This window comes from Gordonia sp. DT218 (assembly GCF_049847105.1).
Lineage (GTDB): Bacteria > Actinomycetota > Actinomycetes > Mycobacteriales > Mycobacteriaceae > Gordonia.
The window spans coordinates 181,242-199,094 of record NZ_JBNCNS010000007.1; the positions used below are offsets into that span (position 1 = coordinate 181,242).

Consider the following 17,853-nt stretch of genomic DNA (forward strand, 5'->3'; position numbering starts at 1 on the left):
GTCGCGCCCGCGTAGTATTGCGCGGTGCCCACCGAGTCCTCGACGGTCCCCGACGAAACGTCGGGATCCCGGATCACCGAACCCGGGGCGACGAGCACGTTCCGTCCCGTTCGGCGCGGTGTCGATGCCCGTGTGATCCGCCGGGCGCTGCTGTTGACCACGGTCGTCGCCGTAGTCCTGATGGGCTCCTATCTGATCCCGATGCCATCGGTGGCGAGCGTGCGGACCTGGGGTGAGAATCTGGGTCCGGCGTTCGCCTGGGCCTTCTTCGCCGCGTACGCAGTGGTGACGCTCGCACCGTTCCCACGGTCGACATTCACCGTGATGTCCGGGATCTTCTTCGGTCCGGTCGTCGGGTTCACGGGGGCGATGATCGCTTCGACGGTGGCCGCGATCGTCGCCTTCTGGTTCGTACGCACGATCGGACGCGAACGTGTGCGGCCGTACCTGAAGAAGCCGGTGGTCCGCGCCGTGGAGTACCGGCTGAGCCGGCGGGGCTGGCTCGCGGTCGGCTCGCTGCGTCTCATCGCGGCCTGTCCGTTCTCGGTGGCGAACTACTGCTCGGCGCTCTCCTCGGTACGGTTCGCCCCGTACCTCGTGGCTACCGTGATCGGCATGGCGCCCGGGACTGCGGCGGTGGTCTTTCTCGGCGACGCCATGACCGGGCAGCGCGATCCACTCCTGCTACTGCTCAGCGCATGCTTTTTCGCCGTCGGCATCATCGGCCTCGTCCTCGACGCCCGTCTGCCGGTCAGCAGCTCCCGAGAAATGATCGAGACAAGCAAGTACCCTTGATCTCACCCGATCAAGGGTTCAGCCCTGACATCTTTCGTAAAGCCAGAGGACTTGATCTCTACCTATCAAGCAATTAGACTTGATGGTCGGAGGTGTTTCGATGTTTGTACTCACAGTCGATCAACGAGACAGTCGACGCGACATCGATCGAGTGGACGGCCTCCTCGACGTCATGTCGGACGCGGATCTCATCCGACCCTTCGAGCGGACCGCCGGGGACGAGGTGCAGGCCGTCGCCGACGACGCCGCGGTCGTCGCGCGGCTCGCGGTGGTCTTGGCCGCCGATGGTCACTGGAGCGTCGGGATCGGGGTGGGACCGGTGGCACTGCCACTCCCCTCCTCCACACGTGCAGGTCGAGGGCCCGCGTTCGAATATGCGCGGGAAGCCGTGGACTCCGCCAAGGCCCAGCGGATCCCCCTCTCCATCCGGGGTACGGATGACACCTGGACCCGTCATGCCCAGACTGCCGGGCGCCTGCTGGCCGACGTCGTCTCCGCACGCAGCAAAGCCGGCGCCGAAGCCGTCCAGGTGATGCACACCGGCGTGACCCAGGCCGACGGGGCGGCCCGCCTCGGCATCACGCCGCAAGCAATGTCCCAGCGTCTGCGAAGTGCCCGCTGGGACATCGAAGAGGACGCCCATCTCTTACTGACCGAACTCCTCAGGAGGGCAGACATGACCGACAGCTCGGGCGGGACCGCGTGACCGCCGCCGCCATCGCCGTGTTCGTCGCGGCCGCGCTGATCCCGATCCTCCCCGCAGTTCTCCGGAGCCGAGACATCGGCGGCGTCACCAGTCGGCCTCGAGCGGCGATGCTGCTCGACGGCGTCACCGCCGGCACGATGATCGCGCTCGCGGGAACCACCGCGATCATCGCGACGACGACCGGCCCGGCGCGGGGGGCGGGACTGGTGATCGCCACCTGCGCCGCGATGGCCGTCGCGGTCGGCGGCGGTGGCTTCATGGTGCGCATCGTCCTGTGGACCGGTGGGGTGAGCCCACATCGCAAGTCCGGTGAGAACACCGACTCCCCACCCGACGGCGCGCCCGAGTCCGGACCGCTGCGAGGCGGCCGGGTCATCGGCTACCTGGAACGAGCAACCGTCGCCGCCACACTCCTCGCCGGATGGCCCGAAGGACTCGCCGTGATCCTCGCCGTCAAGAGCCTTGCCCGCTTTCCCGAACTCCGCGCCCCGCACGCCAGCGAGCAGTTCATCATGGGAACGTTCGCCTCGGTCCTGTGGGCGGCGTCGATGTCCGGGGTCTGCTACCTCGTCGTCCACTGACACGTCCGCCGCACATCGGATCGGGCTCTCTACTACGCCGGACCCTCTACTACTCAGAAGGACCTGGCCGCGTCTCCTCCGCGGCGTCTCCCCCCGGCGCATCCGTCGGCACCTCATACGACAGTTCGCGGGCGACCCGCGACGTCACCTCCGGGGAGACCGGTTTCCGGGCGACCGCCTCGGCCTCGGCGACCGCCTGTGCCACCTTGGGATCCGAGGCCAGCGAGAACCAATCCTCGGTCTCGGACTCGTCGACGGCGCTCGGCTCGTCGTCGCTCGGCGGTTCGTAACGGAACACCCCGTCGTCGCCCTGCACGCCGAAGGACTTCGCGAAACCCTGGAGTGCCGAACCGAAATCGGACGGGATGACCCACACCTTGCTCCCCTCGCCCTTGGCCATCTCCGGGAGCTGTTGGAGATACTGATAAGCCAGCAGTTCCGGGGTCGGTTTACTCGCCTTGATCGCCGCGAATGTCTTCTCGATCGCCTTGGCCTCACCCTGGGCGTTCAGGTATGCCGCGGCGCGGTCACCTTGGGCCCGCATTATCCGTGACTGCCGCTCGCCCTCGGCCCCCAGGATCGCCGCTTGCTTGGCACCCTCGGCCGCCAGGATCTGACTCTGCTTGTTGCCCTCCGCGGTCTTGATCGACGACTCGCGTTGGCCTTCCGCGGCGAGGATGGTCGCCCGCTTCTCGCGGTCGGCCTTCATCTGCTTCTCCATCGATTCCTGGATCGATGGCGGCGGCATGATGCTCTTCAGCTCGACCCGCGCAACCCGCAGGCCCCAGCGTCCGGTGGCCTCGTCGAGAACGCCGCGCAGCTGACCGTTGATGGAATCTCGCGACGTCAACGTCTCCTCGAGAGTCATCCCACCGACGACGTTCCGCAGAGTCGTGATGGTCAGCTGTTCGACGCCGACGATGTAGTCGTTGATCTCATAGACCGCCGACCGCGGATTGGTCACCTGAAAGTAGACGACGGTGTCGATGGACAACGTGAGATTGTCCTTGGTGATCACCGGTTGCGGTGGGAACGACACCACCCGCTCGCGGATGTCGACGCGGGCACGGATCCGGTCGACGAACGGCAGCAACAGCGTCAGCTGGCCAGACACCGTGCGGGTGTAGCGGCCGAGCCTCTCGATGACGGCGGCCTCCGCCTGCGGGATGATGGCCACGGATTTCACCAGCACCACCACGACCAGCAGGACCACCAGGACCAGCACGATCAATCCGGCATACTCCATGATTACGTCATCCCTTCCACACGACCGCGGTGGCACCATCGATCTGCACCACGGTCACCTCGATGCCCGGTTCGATCACCTCGCCCGGATTGAGTGAACGCGCAGACCACACGTCCCCGCCGATCTTTACGCGGCCGTCGTGCTCGTCCACGCGCGCGGTGACCAGCGCGTGTCGGCCTTCGAGAGCCTCCGTGTTGGTCAGGACCGGCGGCCGACTGAGCATGTGTCGGCGCGCGACCGGTCGAGCAACTGCCAGCAAGAGCACGGACACCACCGAGAACGTGACCGCATCGACCCACAGCGGGGGATCGAACACGAGGTCCACGCCCGCCGCGGCCAGCGCCCCACCTCCGAGCATGAGCAGCACCAGGTCGCCGACGAACATCTCGGCGATCACCAGGAGAATCGCGGCAACCAACCACAGCAGTGCGGTCATGACTCCAGTGTGCCAGAGATCACGAAACCGGCCGTCGACCGAAACGGCAGGGCGCCAAGGTCTCAGGCGTCGTCGGCGGCCGCCGTGACGAAATCGATCAGTTCTTCCACGGACCTGAGGAGATCCACCTCGAGGTCGCGGAAGTCACGTGCCCCGGCCAGGACCCGCCGCCAGCCGTCCTGAGGTGTACCCCAACGCAACTCGCGACATACGCCGGTCTTCCAATCGGTTCCGCGGGGAATCTGCGGCCACGCCTTGATCCCGACCGACGCGGGTTTCACCGCCTCCCACACATCGATGTACGGATGTCCGCAGACCAGGACGTGCTCCCCCACCGATCCGGTCAGTCGCATCTCCTTGGACCCGGCGACCAGGTGGTCGACGAGGACGCCGGCCCGCCGATGCGCAGCGGGCCCGAACGCGTCGAGCGTCGCGGCCAGGTTGTCCAGCCCGTCGAGACTCTCCACCACCACGCCCTCGGCCCGCAGGTCGGCGCCCCAGACACGTTCGACGAGGGTCGCGTCGTGCACCCCCTCGACGAAGATCCGGCTCGCCCGCGCGGTCCGGGCACGCGCCGCGGGTACGACACGGGATCCGGACGCGGTGGTGGTGCGGGCCTGGGGGCCGCGGGTCCGCGGTCGAACCAGGGTCACCGGTTTCCCGTCGATCAGGAACGCCGCCGGGTGCATGAGGAAAACGCGAGTCGCACCGCGCCGGTCCTCCAGCCGGACCAGGTCGCCCGAGTAACTCTTCTCCAACCCGACGACCGCGCCACAGAAACCGGTGGCCCCATCCTCGACGACGAGGTCCCGCTCGGCGGCCACCTCGGGAGCACGCGGTGTGGTTTTCCGCGGACTCGCCAACACATCACGTCCATAACGGTCATCGGTCACGGAGAGCCACCGTAGGACGTCGACCGCGCCAACCATGCGAGCCACGCCGGGTTTCCCGGTATCCGGCCACTCGCCTATCGTGGAAAACCTATGACCAGCATCGACCTCTACGTCTCCGGCCCACCCGCGTGGCCGGGCTGTGCGCTGGGCGCATGGGCCGCAGCCTGGCTCGGCGGCCGTTGTGCCCCGGATGATGTGATCGACACCATGTCCGAGTTCGCCGGCCGACACCTCGTCGTCGACCCCGATGCGATCGTGGACGTCGCAGGCGACCGGGACGCACGCCTGGGCCTGCTGACAGTCCTCCGCCGGGCCCGGCAGATCGAGGTCCGGCTACCGACATCAGGTGCCCCGCAGGGTCTTCCACCGGACCCCGCCACCACCGCAGCGCTCGCGGCAGGCGAGATCCTGCTCATCCACGGCGATGTCGCGCCGTCATCGACCATCGGGCTGATCCCCACGCTTGACGGGGACACCTGTCACTGGACGGTCCATCGCTTTGGCGGTGAGGTGGCAATCTCCCCGCCCGAGTCGCTCGGGCAGGTCGAATATGATCTGCGCGAGGCGATCCGGGAGACAGCGACGATCATCGGCGGTCTCGGGAGCGGGGGTTCCCGGTCCGGCGGTTCCGAGTTGCGGACCACACTGGCCGCCCTCACCGGCCGACATCAGGTGATCCTGCCACCGCATGACGACATCCGGGCCACGCGTGTGATCGACTCCGCCGCCCAGGTCGAGGCGATCATCACCTTGGCGGGCGCGCACGCCCCCACATTCGGCGTGACCGCGCGCCACGTCGAGACCGGGGACGCCCGCCTCCGACGCCTGGCGGGCCTCACGCGAGCGGCCCGGGCGGCGGCCGTCAACCGGGTCATCGTCGAGCACCTGCCGGCCGATCGCTGACGCCGCAACCCTACGCACAGATCCCGGTCTTCCCCGTGAGCTCGGCCACCGTCGGCGCCCGCCGGAAGTACCTGCCGGACGCACCCGACAGCAGCGGAATCTGCGCCACCGCGACTGCGCCACCGCACTGCGCCACCGCGACTGCGCCACCGCACTGTGGCAGCGATCAGTCGGAAACCGGACGCGGACGGGCGACCGGGACGCAGCAGTCCGGACGGCAGATCCGTCCGTTGTCGCCGCAGCCCATCGCGGTCGGATCGCCGTGGCCGTCGACATACCGCTCGACGAGATCGGCGATCATCTCGACGAACCGACGATCGGTTCCGACAGTGTCGGCCCGGACGTAGTCGAGGCCGAGTCGCCCGGCCACCTCGGCGGCCTCGTTGTCGAGGTCCCAGATCACCTCGAGATGATCGGAGATGAACCCGACCGGGACCACGACCACCTGCCGAACACCTTGTTCGGCAATGGTTTCCAGGTGATCGCAGACGTCGGGTTCGAGCCACGGAACCTGCGGCGGGCCCGATCGCGACTGCCAGACCTGGTCGAAGTCCCGACAACCGACGGCGTCGGCCACCGCCGACGATGCCGCGTACACCTGAGCCGAATACCGGCCACCGCCCTCGGCGGCCGGGCCGGCGGCGCGGTCCGCCGACACCGGGACCGAATGCGCGGTGAACACCAGACGCGGCTCCACGTCGCCGGGTGGCAACTGTGCCCGTGCCCGGCGGACCGCGTCGGCACCCGCGGCGACCACCGCCGGTTCGTCCCAGTACTGCGGCAGTTTCCGCAACACGACCGGATCCTGTGCACTGGCCGGCTCCGACGCGGCCAGCGCGTCGATGGCCCGGGCGATGTCCTCGTGATACTGACGACAGCCCGAATAGCCGGCCCAGGCCGAGGTCGGGAACACGATTATCCGCCGGTGCCCCTCGCGGTACATCCGCGCGAGGGTGTCCTCGACCAGCGGATGCCAGTTGCGATTGCCGAAGTAGACCGGCAGTTCGACACCGCGGCCGGTGAGCGCAGACCGCAGCGCACCGATCATCTCGGTGTTCAGCCGATTGATCGGTGAGACGCCGCCGAAGTGGAGATAATGTTCCGCCACCGCCTCGAGGCGCTCACGAGGAATGCCCCGGCCACGAGTGACGTTCTCCAGGAACGGGATCACGTCGTCGGGCCCGTCCGGTCCACCGAAGCTCAGGAACAGGACCGCGTCGAAGCGCGTCGGGGCGAGCGCACCGGTGGGCGATGATTGCGCGGACGCGTCCACTAGCCGGCGAAGTTCTCCGGGAACCAGGTGTTGTGGCTCGCACCCCCGTCGACATACACGATCGAACCGGTGGTGCCGGGCAACCAGTCGGAGAGCAAGGCGCACACCGACTTCGCGACCACGGTCGGGTCGTCGACATCCCATCCGATCGGTGAGGCGCCGTCCCAGTAGGTGTTGAGCATGGTCAGTTGCTTGGCGTCATCGGTGGCGGTGCCGGCGATCGCCTTGGCCGCGAGTGTCTTGATCGGGCCCGCCGCGACGAGATTCGACCGAATCCTCTTGGCGGTGCCGACCTCGCGGGCCACGTAGCGGTTGACCGATTCGAGCGCGGCCTTGGCGACGCCCATCCAGTTGTAGTACGGCAACGCGGTGCGCGGATCGAAGTCCATGCCCACGATCGAACCGCCCTCGTTCATGGCGGGCAGCACGGCACGGGCCAGCGAGGCGTAGCTCCACGCGGAGATCTCGAAGGCCTTGGCCGCGTCGGGGCCCGGACCTTCGAGGAACGGCACGGCCTCCGGACCCATCAGGGTGCGGGGGGCGAAAGCGATCGAATGCATCACGCCGTCGATGCCTTCGGGCGCCAGTTCTCTGACCTTGTCCGCCAAGGCATTCAGGTCGTCCTCGCTGGTGATGTCGAGCCCGATCGCCGGTGGCACCTCCTGTGGGAGACGCTTGGCGATCCGGTCGATCAGCCTCAGCCGCTCCGGGATACCGGTGATGATCACCTTGGCGCCCTGCTCCTGTGCCATCGCCGCCGCGTGAAATGCGATCGAGGCATCGGTGATGATGCCGGTGATGAGGATGGTCTTGCCGTCGAGAATTCCTGTCACGGTTTGCTCCTGAGGTGTCTGGTGATCCGAGGTGAGAAGGTCAGTTGCCCATGCCCATGCCGCCGTCGACCGGGATCACCGCTCCGGTGATGTAGTTGCCCTGGTCGGAGGCGAGGAAGCTGATGGCGGCGGCGACGTCCTCCGGCTGTCCGACCCGGCCGAGCGGGATCGCCTGCTTGGCCATGTCCACGTAGCGATCCTCCATCGCAGCGGTCATGTCGGTATCGATGAAACCCGGCGCCACGACATTGGCGGTGATGTTGCGCGAGCCGACCTCGCGGGCGATCGACCGTGCCATACCGATCAGGCCCGCCTTGGACGCCGCGTAATTGACCTGGCCGGGAATGCCCGACATCGCGACGACCGAGCCGAGAAAAATCATGCGTCCCCACTTGGCGCGCTGCATCCCCTTGGTGGCCCGCTTCGCGCAGCGGAAGGCGCCGGTGAGGTTCGCATCGATGACCTTCTCGAAGGATTCCTCACTCAGTCGCATCAGCAGCATGTTCTCGGTGATACCGGCGTTGGCCACCAGCACCTCGACCGGGCCCTGGTGCTCGGCGACTTCGTCGAACGCGCGCTCCACCGATTCGTTGTCCGTGACGTCGCACTGCACGCCGAACAGACCGTCGGGTGCACCCGAACCGCGGTGGGTCACCGCCACCTTGTGGCCGTCTGCCGCCAGGCGGCGGGCGACCGCAAGACCGATCCCGCGGTTTCCGCCGGTCACCAGGACCGATCGGGAGGCCTGCTGAGCTTCGTTGCTGTCTGCCATGGTGGCCAACCTATCCGTTCGTCACTGTTCTCATGTCACTGCGGTCGCTGTCAGGGCAGTCGCCGGTTGATGGCCAGCGCCGCAAATGCCGAGAGCAACGCCAACAACGTACCGGCGATCAGCCACGGACGAGAATTGTCGCCCCGGCGTTTCTCGTAGCCGATCTGCTGTTGGAGGGTCTCGTACACCTTGTTGAGCTCATCCAAACTCGACGCCGTGAAGAACTGCCCGCCACTGAGATTGGCGATCTTACGCAACGACTCGTCGTCGACCGGCACCGGCACCTGGTCGCCCTCGAGGTCGACGGTTCCGCTCATCGTGCCGAAGGAGATGCTCGACACCGGGATCTTCTCCTCCTTGGCCTTGCGGGCCGCCGTGAACGCGCCGCGCGGATCGTCCGGGTCGTCGGGCACCGTCTCCTTGCCGTCGGACAGCAGCACGACCCTGGCCGGAGGCGCCGCCTCATCCCCGCCGAGCACCGCGTTGAGGGTCTTGATCTGCTGGATGGCCGCGAAGATCCCCTCGCCGGTAGCGGTCTTGTCGTCGAGTCGGAGCTTGTCGACGGCTTCCTTGGTCGCATTATGGTCGGGCGTCGGTGACACCAGGGTCGACGCGGTGCCCGCGTAGGAGATCAGGCCCAGGTTGATTCCGTCGGTCAGCTCGTCCGCGAACTTCCGCGCCGCGTCCTGGGCGGCCTTGATACGCGACGGCGAGACATCGGTCGCATTCATGGATCGGGACACGTCCATCACGAGGATGACCGTGGCCTTGTTGCGTGGCACCCGACGATCCGCCTGGGGGGCGGCGACCCCGACGACCAGCAGGGTCAGCGCCACGAGCAGCAGTGCGATCGGCACGTGCCGCCAGCGGTTGCGCTGTGGGGGCGCAACCCGGTTGAGCAGGTCGAGGTTCGCGAATGTCAGCGCCCGCTTGCGACGCAGCCTCTGCACGTAGACATATGCGACGCCGAGTCCGGCCACGACCAGGAGAAGCAGGAGCCACCACGGGCTCGCCAGGAACGACACGCCGGCGTCACCCGACCCCGGCGGCCAGGCCGCGACGACGCTGGGCGACGAACTTGACGGTGTCGGTGATCCAGTCGCGATCGGTGGACAGACTCAGCACGGGGCCTCCGCAGCTACGGATGGTGCGATGCACCTTCTGCTGGTGGGCGCGCGCCGCCGCTGCGAAGTCCCGGCGGACCGCGGGGGTGATCGTGATGTCGCGGACCTCGCCGGATTCGGCGTCCGCGAGCGTCACCTCACCGATGTCGGGCAGCTCGAGATCGCGCGGATCGAGCACCTCCACCGCCAGCAACTCGTGGTGCGCGCCGATCGCGCGGATCGAGCGTTCCCAATCGATCGGACCGAGGAAATCGCTGATCACCACGGCGAGGCCGCGACGCCGCTGGGGGCGACGCAACGCCTCGATCCCGGCGTGCAGGTCGCCCCGCACCCCGGTCGACGCACGAGTGGTGGTCGCGATGGCCTTCAGCAGATTCTGGGCATGCGCACGACCGCTGCGGGCGGGCACCCGAACGAGTTGATCGCCTGTCACGACGATGGCTCCGTGGCGATTGCCACCGCCGGAGGTGAGATGCACGAGGGCCGCCGCGGCCGCCACCGCCAGATCACGTTTCGTGCAGTTGACCGTGCCGAAGTCGAGGCTGGCTGACACGTCGACGACGAGCCACGTCTCGAGCTCGCGGTCGGCGATCATCTGCCGGACGTGAGGCTGGGTGGTGCGCGCGGTCACCGACCATTCCATCCGCCGGATGTCGTCGCCGGGCTGATACGCCCGGGCCTCTCCCGGTTCGGATCCAGGGCCCGGGATCAGACCGAGGTGCTCCCCCTGCAGCACGCCGTCGAGCTTGCGACGCACGGTCAGCTCCAACGTCCTCAACGCCGCGGTGAGTTGCGGTTCGGACAGGAGACCGGCGCCGAGCGACGGCAGCTCGTTATTGGCCGGCATACCGCGGCGGCGCCTGGTTCACCGCAGCACCATTCGTCTGGCCCGGATGCTGTTGCGGTGCTTGTTGATTGGCGGCCTGTTGACCCGGACCGAGCGGCGGGCCGGGTGGCGCCGACGGCGGCCCCGAGTACCCGGCGGAGGCGACTGGTTGCGCGCCGACCTGCGGCAGCCCCACTGTCTGCAGCACCCGGGTAATCACCTGATCGGCGTCCACCTCGTCGGCGAGCGCGTCGTAGCTGAGCACGAGGCGGTGACGCAGGACGTCGGGGATGATCTCGACGACGTCCTGCGGGATGACGTAGTCGCGTCCCCGCACCAGAGCGAGCGCGCGGGCCGCCGCGACGATCCCAAGGGTCGCGCGGGGCGATGCGCCGTAGGAGAGCCACGCGGCGACGTCGGTCATCCCGAGCTCGCCCGGACGACGGGTGGCATTGATGACCCGCACGACGTAGTCGACGAGTGCATGGTGAACGAAGACGTCGGCGGCGGTCCGCTGCAGACGGATCATCGTCTCCGGGTCGAGGACCTGCGACGCGGTCGGCGGGACGTTGCCCATCCGGTAGACGATCTCGCGCTCCTCTTCGACCGTCGGATAGTCGACGAGCACCTTGAAGAGGAAGCGGTCGCGCTGGGCCTCGGGCAGCGGGTAGACGCCCTCGTTCTCGATCGGGTTCTGGGTTGCCATCACCAGGAAGGGATCCGGCATCGGGTAGGTGGTGCCGCCGATCGAGACGTGACGCTCGGCCATCACCTCGAGCAGGGCCGACTGCACCTTGGCGGGAGCACGGTTGATCTCGTCGGCGAGCAGGAAGTTCGCCACCACCGGGCCGAGTTCGGTATCGAACTCCTCGCGGCCCTGACGGTAGATGCGGGTACCGATGAGGTCGGTCGGGACCAGGTCCGGGGTGAACTGAACGCGGGAGAATGAGCCGCCGACGACGTTGGCGAAGGTCTCCACCGCGAGGGTCTTGGCCACACCCGGCACACCCTCGAGCAAGATGTGGCCACGGGCCAGAAGGCCGACCAGGATGCGCTCGACGAGCTCGTCCTGTCCGACGATGACCCGTTTCACCTCGTAGATCGCTCGTTCCAGCAGCTTGACGTCAGCGTCGGAAAGCGAGACCGATCCGTCGCGGCCGGCTCCGCCCGCGGGTTCGGCAGGGGGATGCGAAGAGGTCAACCGGTGCTCCTTGTCCATCTACGTGTTGAGCAGCATTATGGGGCGGCCTGTCGTGTCGCTGCCAGCGTAGTCGCGTTGTCTGAACGGACGCCAAGAAGGGTCGCCGGGAGCGAACACTCAGAGCAGGCGCACGACGTTGGGCATGGCCCCGCTGGTGCGCAGCGGCGACACCTTGACCACGGACCCGGACTCCGGGGCCTCCAACATCTTGTTGTCCCCGAGGTAGAGCGCCACGTGCTGGCTCGCGTTCGGACCGAAGAAGATCATGTCGCCGCGCTTCATCTGCGACAACGGGAACTGCGGGCCGGAGGTGTACTGGTAGCCGGTGTAGTGCGGCAGATCGACCCCGACACCCGCGAAGGCGTAGATCATCAGTCCCGAGCAGTCGAAACCGGTCTTGTTGTAGTCGCCGTAGCTGTCCGCGACGCCACCGTCGCGGATGCCGCGCGTCGGTCCGTTCGCGTCGCCACCGCCCCACGCATACGGCACGTTGAGCTGCGACAGTCCACGATTGACGACGATCTCGACGGCCTGCGGTCCGCGCAGGCCCGGACGGACCATGCCGCCGCCCGACGAACTGCCGAACAAACTGCCGAGGCTGCCGGAGCCCAGCGCCGAACTCAACGAGTCTGCCCCGCTGCCGGTCATGTCGGAACCGCCGACGCCGAGTTCGTCGAGCAACTGCGAATGCGGAACCTGCTGCTTGCCGACCACCCCCGCGAGAACCTTCTGTCCGACGTCGAGGGCGAGTTTCGCCGCGGCCTCGGCCGCGACCGCGAGTGCCTGGTTGTCGCCGCCGCCGGCCGCCGGAGCGCCGGAAGTGCCAGGCGCACTGGGAGTGCTCGGCGAGTCCGGGAAGAGGTTCTGCAGGAGTTCGTCGGCTGACGGTCCCTCGACCTCGCGCTTGGGTGCGACCCCGCGGATCTTGTCCAGGGAAGCCTGCACCTTGTCGCGCTTCTGGATCAGCGTGCCCCGCCGTTGCTGTTCGGAAGCCGCCGCCGACCGCGCCTGCGAGAAGGCGGCCAGGGCGTCGTCCTTGCGCGTCTGGGCGCTCTTGGTGGCAAAGGCCGCCTGCCGCTTGGTGGCCTCCACCGCGGCGACGCGGTTGGCCTGCTGGTTCCGGGCGACCTGAAGGCGTTCGATCGTGTCGCGCTGCTGCTTGCCCAGACGGTCGAGGACGGTCACGCGGTCGAGCACCGACTGCGGGTTGTCCGAGGAGACGTAGTTCGACATCGAGTTCTGCGAGCTGCCCTGTCGGTAGACATCCCGGGCGAAGCGGTCGAAGTCCTTCTGCGCTTGTGCGACTCGACGACCCGCCTGGGTGAGGGAGCGCTTCGACGACGTGGCGGCGACGGTGGCGAGATGCTGGGCGGCAACCGAGTTCTGATAGTCGACGAGCGCGCGGTTGACGTTCTCCTGCCGCACCGCGATCGCGTTGTCGAGGTCGGCGATGTTCTGGTTGGCCTTGGCGATCTGATTGATCAGTGCCGATACACCTGATTTTCCTGATTTGCCGTGTTCGGGGGCCGCCTGCGCCGTTCCGGCTCCGATCCCGCCGAGGACGACGATGACCACGAGCACACAGAGGCGTGCGAGCGGCGACAGACCGCCGATTCGCTGCGCTCCGGGCGCCGGTGGTCCCCCACGCGCCACACCGGTATTCCCTCGCCTCACCAGATCTCCCTTGCCGTTTGCGGCATGCCCCGCCACATCCGCACCGTTGCGACGTCGGTGCCCGTCCGATCCCGACCCTTCCTCGACTGCACCATGCACCACATGTGCTGTTCTGCATCACTTGGACACCACACGTGACAACAGAACCGTACGTCACATCGGACACATCGGAAAACAGGCGTAACGAATTACATTGGCGTGATTACCTGGGAAAATGCCGTGAACTGGCCAAAGACCCGAGCCGTGTCGAGGTATCGAATTCGCAACGAAAAGGCAGCGCGTGCATGCCACGCCGAAAACGGTTCGAAACGCGGTGTAGCAGAGGCCCCGACGGCCCCGCTCCGGGCCGTGAGAGGCCGGGAGGATTCGCGACGCTAGGGCAGGTCGCGGGAGAGATCTGTGGTGCCCGGCCCCGCCACGGATGGCTCGCCGTCCGGATCCGAGTCGGACGGATCCGAGTCCGACGGATCCGCGACGGCTCCGTCAGCGCGAACCTCGTCAGCGCGAACCTCGTCAGCGCGGTCCTCGTCAGCGCGAACCTCGTCGGTTCGGGCCTTGTCGGTTCGGGCCTTGTCGGTTCGGGCCTTGTCGGTTCGGGCCTCCTCGGAACGGCCACCACCAGAGGGCGCAGCCGATCCCTCCGCCGCGGCACCACGTGTCCGGCGCGTCCGCAGGCGTGCGATCACCGCGCCGATGATGATGATCACGATGAGGACCAGGCTGATCGCCGTCCAGTTCAGGGACGGACCGTTCATCTGGTCCCACATCTGGCGGGCGGCGACCGGCGGATTGGTCAGGGTGAGGTTGTCGGTCGCCTCTTCCTGCTGCACGCGGCTGAAGTACGGCGAGGAACTGCCGACCGAGTTGGGCCCGAGAACGATCACGGTCCCGCCCACCTCGGATTGCAGTTCGGTCGCGATGTCGCGGTAGTAGGTGAACTTCATCGCGTCCGGCAAGACGACGAAGCTGACGTCGTAGCCCTCGGAGTCCGCGTGCGCGACGACCTCTCGGAGGCCCGCGACCTGATCCGCGGGCGCCGAGACATGGTCGTCCTCGATGTCGGCGAGGATCGCGTTCATGTCGAGGTCGCTGGGGATGATCTGCGGTGCGGTTCCTCCGGCGGCCGGCAGGGCCACCACATTCTCAGTCGTCGCACCCGGACTCATCTGGCCATCCTCACATCCATCCGCACCGGTACCCGGTAACCGTCACGAGCCGTGTCACAGCGTCTGCGACCAGGTTTCGCGAGCATTAAATTCGCACGGACAGTCGCTGCTCGCCAAACCTCCTGCTGCACGGTACGACAGAATGGCAGGGGCCGGATACTCGCGGTCCGGATCCGGCGCCCGTTCGGCGCGCCGGTGGCGCGTCGGCTTGTTAACAGTACGGACGTACTGTTAGGGTTGATGACGTCGTCGCCGCCCCGCAGATCGGCCCCGCAGATCGATCCCGGACACGCGACAGCGATCGCAACGGACACACTTGTTGCACCCCGCATCGACGCAGCCCGTCGGTGCCACGGTCAGAGTCGACGAGCCGGCCACGCTTGCCGACGACCCCCAGCGGTTCGCCCGGTTGGACGAGCGGACCGGAGAATGCACGCCGGCGCAGCCCGCCGGCACTTGAGGAGAGTGGATTAGACGTGAGTATCGATTCCTTTGGCGCCAAGGGCACCCTCGAGGTGGGCGACAACTCGTATGAGATCTACCGGCTGAGTGCCGTGGAGGGCGCCGAGAAACTTCCCTATGCGCTCAAGGTGCTCGCCGAGAACCTGCTGCGCACCGAGGACGGCGCCAACATCACCAAAGACCACATCGAGGCGATCGCGAACTGGGATCCGAGCGCCGATCCGAGCATCGAGATCCAGTTCACCCCGGCCCGTGTGATCATGCAGGACTTCACCGGCGTGCCGTGCATCGTCGACCTGACCACCATGCGTGATGCGGTGAAGGAGCTCGGCGGCGACCCGGACAAGGTCAATCCCCTCGCTCCCGCGGAGATGGTCATCGACCACTCCGTGATCATCGAGGCCTTCGGCAACGCGCAGGCATTCGAGCGGAACGTCGAGATCGAATACCAGCGCAACGAAGAGCGTTACAAGTTCCTCCGCTGGGGTCAGGGCGCGTTCGACGACTTCCGCGTCGTCCCCCCGGGCACCGGCATCGTCCACCAGGTCAACATCGAGCACCTCGCACGTTCGATCATGGTGCGCGACGGCGCGGCCTACCCCGACACGTGCATCGGCACCGACTCGCACACCACGATGGAGAACGGCCTCGGCGTGCTCGGCTGGGGCGTCGGTGGCATCGAGGCCGAGGCCGCGATGCTCGGTCAGCCCGTCTCGATGCTCATCCCCCGCGTGGTCGGCTTCAAGCTGACCGGCGCCACCAAGCCCGGCGTGACCGCCACCGACGTGGTCCTGACCATCACCGAGATGCTGCGCAAGCACGGTGTCGTCGGCAAGTTCGTCGAGTTCTACGGCAAGGGTGTCGCCGAGGTCCCGCTGGCCAACCGCGCCACCATCGGCAACATGAGCCCCGAGTTCGGCTCGACCTGCGCGATGTTCCCGATCGACGAGGAAACCGTCAAATACCTGAAGCTGACCGGCCGCAGCGAGGAGACCCTCGCCCTGGTCGAGGCCTATGCCAAGGAACAGGGCATGTGGCACGACGGCGACAAGGAACCCGTCTACTCGGAGTACCTCGAGCTCGATCTCGCCGACGTGGTGCCGTCGATCGCCGGCCCCAAGCGCCCACAGGACCGGATCGAGCTGTGGGACGCGAAGAACGCCTTCCGCAAGGACATCCACAACTACGTCGAGGAGGGCAACAGCCCGGCCCACAACGGTGTCGACGAGGCGAACGAGGAGAGCTTTCCGGCCTCCGACGCACCGTCCGTCAGCCCCGGCGCCGCCACCCTGTCCTTCGCCGACGACGAACCGGCCCACAATGCGGCAAAGGGCGCCGAGGGCCGTCCGTCCAAGCCGATCAAGGTCGAGTCGGCCGAGCGCGGCACGATGATCCTCGACCACGGCATCGTGACCATCGCGTCGATCACCAGCTGCACCAACACGTCGAATCCGTCGGTGATGCTCGGCGCAGGCCTGCTGGCCAAGAAGGCCGTCGAGAAGGGCCTGACCGCCAAGCCGTGGGTGAAGACCTCGATGGCCCCGGGCTCGCAGGTCGTCACCGGCTACTACGAGAAGGCCGGCCTGTGGCCCTATCTCGAGAAGCTCGGCTTCTTCCTCGTCGGCTACGGGTGCACCACCTGCATCGGCAACTCGGGTCCGCTGCCCGAGGAGATCAGCAAGGCGATCAACGACCACGATCTGACCGCCACCGCGGTGTTGTCGGGTAACCGCAACTTCGAGGGTCGGATCAACCCCGACGTGAAGATGAACTACCTCGCGTCGCCGCCGCTCGTGATCGCCTACGCCCTCGCCGGAACGATGGACTTCGACTTCGAGGCCGATCCGCTCGGTCAGGACACCGACGGCAACGACGTGTTCCTCAAGGACATCTGGCCGTCGGGCGAGGAGATCGCGACGACGATCGAAGAGTCGATCTCGTCCGAGCAGTACGCCTCCGACTACGCCGACGTCTTCAAGGGCGACGAGCGTTGGCGGGGTCTGCCCACTCCCGCGGGCAAGACCTTCGAGTGGGACGACAAGTCGACCTATGTCCGCAAGCCTCCGTACTTCGATGGCATGCAGCTCGAGCCGTCACCGGTCTCCGACATCAAGGGCGCACGGGTCCTCGCAAAGCTCGGCGACTCGGTCACGACCGACCACATCTCACCGGCCTCGACGATCAAGCCCGGTACGCCGGCGGCGCAGTACCTCGATGCGAATGGCGTTGCGCGCAAGGACTACAACTCGTTGGGCGCCCGTCGTGGCAACCACGAGGTGATGATCCGGTCGACCTTCGGCAACATCCGCCTGCAGAATCAGCTGCTCGACGGCGTGTCCGGCGGATACACCCGCGACTTCACGCAGGACGGTGCCCCGCAGTCGTTCATCTACGACGCCGCGCAGAACTACGCCGCGCAGGACACCCCGCTCGTGGTGCTCGGCGGCAAGGAGTACGGCACCGGGTCGTCACGTGACTGGGCCGCCAAGGGCACCAGCCTGCTGGGTGTGAAGGCCGTCATCACCGAGAGCTTCGAACGTATCCACCGCTCGAACCTGATCGGCATGGGCGTGATCCCGCTGCAGTTCCCGGATGGCGAGTCGCACAAGTCGCTGGGCCTCGACGGCACCGAGACCTTTGACATCGCGGGCATCGAGGAACTCAACTCCGGTGAGACACCGCAGACCGTGCATGTCACCGCCACCAAGGAGGACGGCTCGACGATCGAGTTCGACGCCAAGGTGCGGATCGACACGCCCGGCGAGGCCGATTACTACCGCAACGGAGGAATCCTGCAGTTCGTGCTGCGCAACATGATCAAGAGCTGACGGCGTTGATCAGGAACTCAGGGAGCACGAGAAGTGCCCAAGGTCAGTGATGACCGGCTCGCCGCGGGGCGGGCGGGGGATAAAGACCGCGCGCGGGGCTTGGTGGGCCCCAAACCAGAAGTCGCGGCGCCAGG

Annotated in this window: 16 protein-coding genes; 5 read left to right on the forward strand and 11 right to left on the reverse strand. The window is 67.2% G+C overall.

The window, feature by feature from the left end:
• The first annotated feature begins 72 nt into the window (after positions 1 to 72).
• The 3 genes from ACPXCG_RS22370 (at position 73) to ACPXCG_RS22380 (ending at position 2,082) form a co-directional block, all read left to right on the forward strand.
• Positions 73 to 795: a TVP38/TMEM64 family protein gene (locus ACPXCG_RS22370; RefSeq protein ID WP_425794536.1), complete on the forward strand. Its 723-nt coding sequence runs from the start codon at positions 73 to 75 to the stop codon at positions 793 to 795.
• Between the two features lie 100 nt (positions 796 to 895).
• Positions 896 to 1,501 (forward strand): hypothetical protein, encoded by a 606-nt coding sequence (locus tag ACPXCG_RS22375; RefSeq protein WP_425794489.1) that lies wholly within the window; start codon positions 896 to 898, stop codon positions 1,499 to 1,501.
• Entirely contained in the window at positions 1,498 to 2,082 is a 585-nt protein-coding gene (locus tag ACPXCG_RS22380; RefSeq protein ID WP_425794490.1) for a hypothetical protein, read from the forward strand. Before ACPXCG_RS22375 ends, ACPXCG_RS22380 begins: the two co-directional genes overlap by 4 nt.
• Before the next feature lie 49 nt (positions 2,083 to 2,131).
• Here the strand turns inward: ACPXCG_RS22380 and ACPXCG_RS22385 are convergent, their stop codons facing one another.
• The 3 genes from ACPXCG_RS22385 to ACPXCG_RS22395 form a co-directional block, all read right to left on the reverse strand.
• Positions 2,132 to 3,328 carry an SPFH domain-containing protein gene (locus tag ACPXCG_RS22385; RefSeq protein WP_425794492.1) on the reverse strand — a complete coding sequence of 399 codons (1,197 nt, stop codon included), beginning with the start codon at positions 3,326 to 3,328 and terminating at the stop codon, positions 2,132 to 2,134.
• Positions 3,329 to 3,335: 7 nt separating this feature from the next.
• Entirely contained in the window at positions 3,336 to 3,764 is a 429-nt protein-coding gene (locus tag ACPXCG_RS22390) for an NfeD family protein (RefSeq protein ID WP_425794494.1), read from the reverse strand.
• A 62-nt stretch (positions 3,765 to 3,826) separates the two neighbouring features.
• Entirely contained in the window at positions 3,827 to 4,657 is an 831-nt protein-coding gene (locus ACPXCG_RS22395; RefSeq protein WP_425794496.1) for a DUF3097 domain-containing protein, read from the reverse strand.
• Between the two features lie 90 nt (positions 4,658 to 4,747).
• Here ACPXCG_RS22395 and ACPXCG_RS22400 point away from each other — a divergent pair, with 90 nt between their 5' ends.
• Positions 4,748 to 5,560, forward strand: coding sequence for a hypothetical protein (locus ACPXCG_RS22400; protein WP_425794497.1), 813 nt, complete (start codon positions 4,748 to 4,750; stop codon positions 5,558 to 5,560).
• Positions 5,561 to 5,726: 166 nt separating this feature from the next.
• Here ACPXCG_RS22400 and ACPXCG_RS22405 read toward each other — a convergent pair whose 3' ends face one another.
• The 8 genes from ACPXCG_RS22405 to ACPXCG_RS22440 all read right to left on the reverse strand — a co-directional run bounded on the left by ACPXCG_RS22405 (position 5,727) and on the right by ACPXCG_RS22440 (position 14,429).
• Positions 5,727 to 6,833: a ferrochelatase gene (locus ACPXCG_RS22405; protein WP_425794498.1), complete on the reverse strand. Its 1,107-nt coding sequence runs from the start codon at positions 6,831 to 6,833 to the stop codon at positions 5,727 to 5,729.
• Positions 6,833 to 7,666, reverse strand: a complete 834-nt coding sequence (gene inhA / locus ACPXCG_RS22410) for an NADH-dependent enoyl-ACP reductase InhA (RefSeq protein ID WP_425794500.1) — start codon at positions 7,664 to 7,666, stop codon at positions 6,833 to 6,835. The genes ACPXCG_RS22405 and inhA overlap by 1 nt, the downstream gene beginning before the upstream one ends.
• A 40-nt stretch (positions 7,667 to 7,706) precedes the next feature.
• The gene (gene fabG1 / locus ACPXCG_RS22415) at positions 7,707 to 8,438 is read right to left on the reverse strand and encodes a 3-oxoacyl-ACP reductase FabG1 (RefSeq protein ID WP_425794502.1); all 732 of its coding nucleotides are present in this window, start codon (positions 8,436 to 8,438) and stop codon (positions 7,707 to 7,709) included.
• Positions 8,439 to 8,488: 50 nt separating this feature from the next.
• Positions 8,489 to 9,463 (reverse strand): VWA domain-containing protein, encoded by a 975-nt coding sequence (locus ACPXCG_RS22420; RefSeq protein WP_425794504.1) that lies wholly within the window; start codon positions 9,461 to 9,463, stop codon positions 8,489 to 8,491.
• Positions 9,464 to 9,470: 7 nt separating this feature from the next.
• Entirely contained in the window at positions 9,471 to 10,409 is a 939-nt protein-coding gene (locus ACPXCG_RS22425) for a DUF58 domain-containing protein (protein ID WP_425794505.1), read from the reverse strand.
• Positions 10,396 to 11,589 (reverse strand): AAA family ATPase, encoded by a 1,194-nt coding sequence (locus ACPXCG_RS22430; RefSeq protein WP_425794506.1) that lies wholly within the window; start codon positions 11,587 to 11,589, stop codon positions 10,396 to 10,398. The genes ACPXCG_RS22425 and ACPXCG_RS22430 overlap by 14 nt, the downstream gene beginning before the upstream one ends.
• Positions 11,590 to 11,706: 117 nt before the next feature.
• Positions 11,707 to 13,263, reverse strand: a complete 1,557-nt coding sequence (locus ACPXCG_RS22435) for an NlpC/P60 family protein (RefSeq protein WP_425794507.1) — start codon at positions 13,261 to 13,263, stop codon at positions 11,707 to 11,709.
• A gap of 374 nt (positions 13,264 to 13,637) precedes the next feature.
• Entirely contained in the window at positions 13,638 to 14,429 is a 792-nt protein-coding gene (locus ACPXCG_RS22440) for a DUF6676 family protein (RefSeq protein WP_425794508.1), read from the reverse strand.
• A 476-nt stretch (positions 14,430 to 14,905) separates the two neighbouring features.
• Between ACPXCG_RS22440 and ACPXCG_RS22445 the strand changes: the two genes are divergently transcribed.
• Complete coding sequence (locus ACPXCG_RS22445; protein ID WP_425794509.1) at positions 14,906 to 17,719, forward strand: aconitate hydratase; 2,814 nt, start codon at positions 14,906 to 14,908, stop codon at positions 17,717 to 17,719.
• Positions 17,720 to 17,853 lie beyond the last annotated feature (134 nt).

Bases quoted from the DNA above. Each gene is read 5' to 3' on its own strand.
- ACPXCG_RS22425 (WP_425794505.1), bottom strand. From the start codon at position 10,409: ATGCCGGCCAATAACGAGCTGCCGTCGCTCGGCGCCGGTCTCCTGTCC.
- ACPXCG_RS22440 (WP_425794508.1), bottom strand. From the start codon at position 14,429: ATGAGTCCGGGTGCGACGACTGAGAATGTGGTGGCCCTGCCGGCCGCC.
- ACPXCG_RS22375 (WP_425794489.1), top strand. From the start codon at position 896: ATGTTTGTACTCACAGTCGATCAACGAGACAGTCGACGCGACATCGAT.
- fabG1 (WP_425794502.1), bottom strand. From the start codon at position 8,438: ATGGCAGACAGCAACGAAGCTCAGCAGGCCTCCCGATCGGTCCTGGTG.
- ACPXCG_RS22390 (WP_425794494.1), bottom strand. From the start codon at position 3,764: ATGACCGCACTGCTGTGGTTGGTTGCCGCGATTCTCCTGGTGATCGCC.
- ACPXCG_RS22400 (WP_425794497.1), top strand. From the start codon at position 4,748: ATGACCAGCATCGACCTCTACGTCTCCGGCCCACCCGCGTGGCCGGGC.
- ACPXCG_RS22385 (WP_425794492.1), bottom strand. From the start codon at position 3,328: ATGGAGTATGCCGGATTGATCGTGCTGGTCCTGGTGGTCCTGCTGGTC.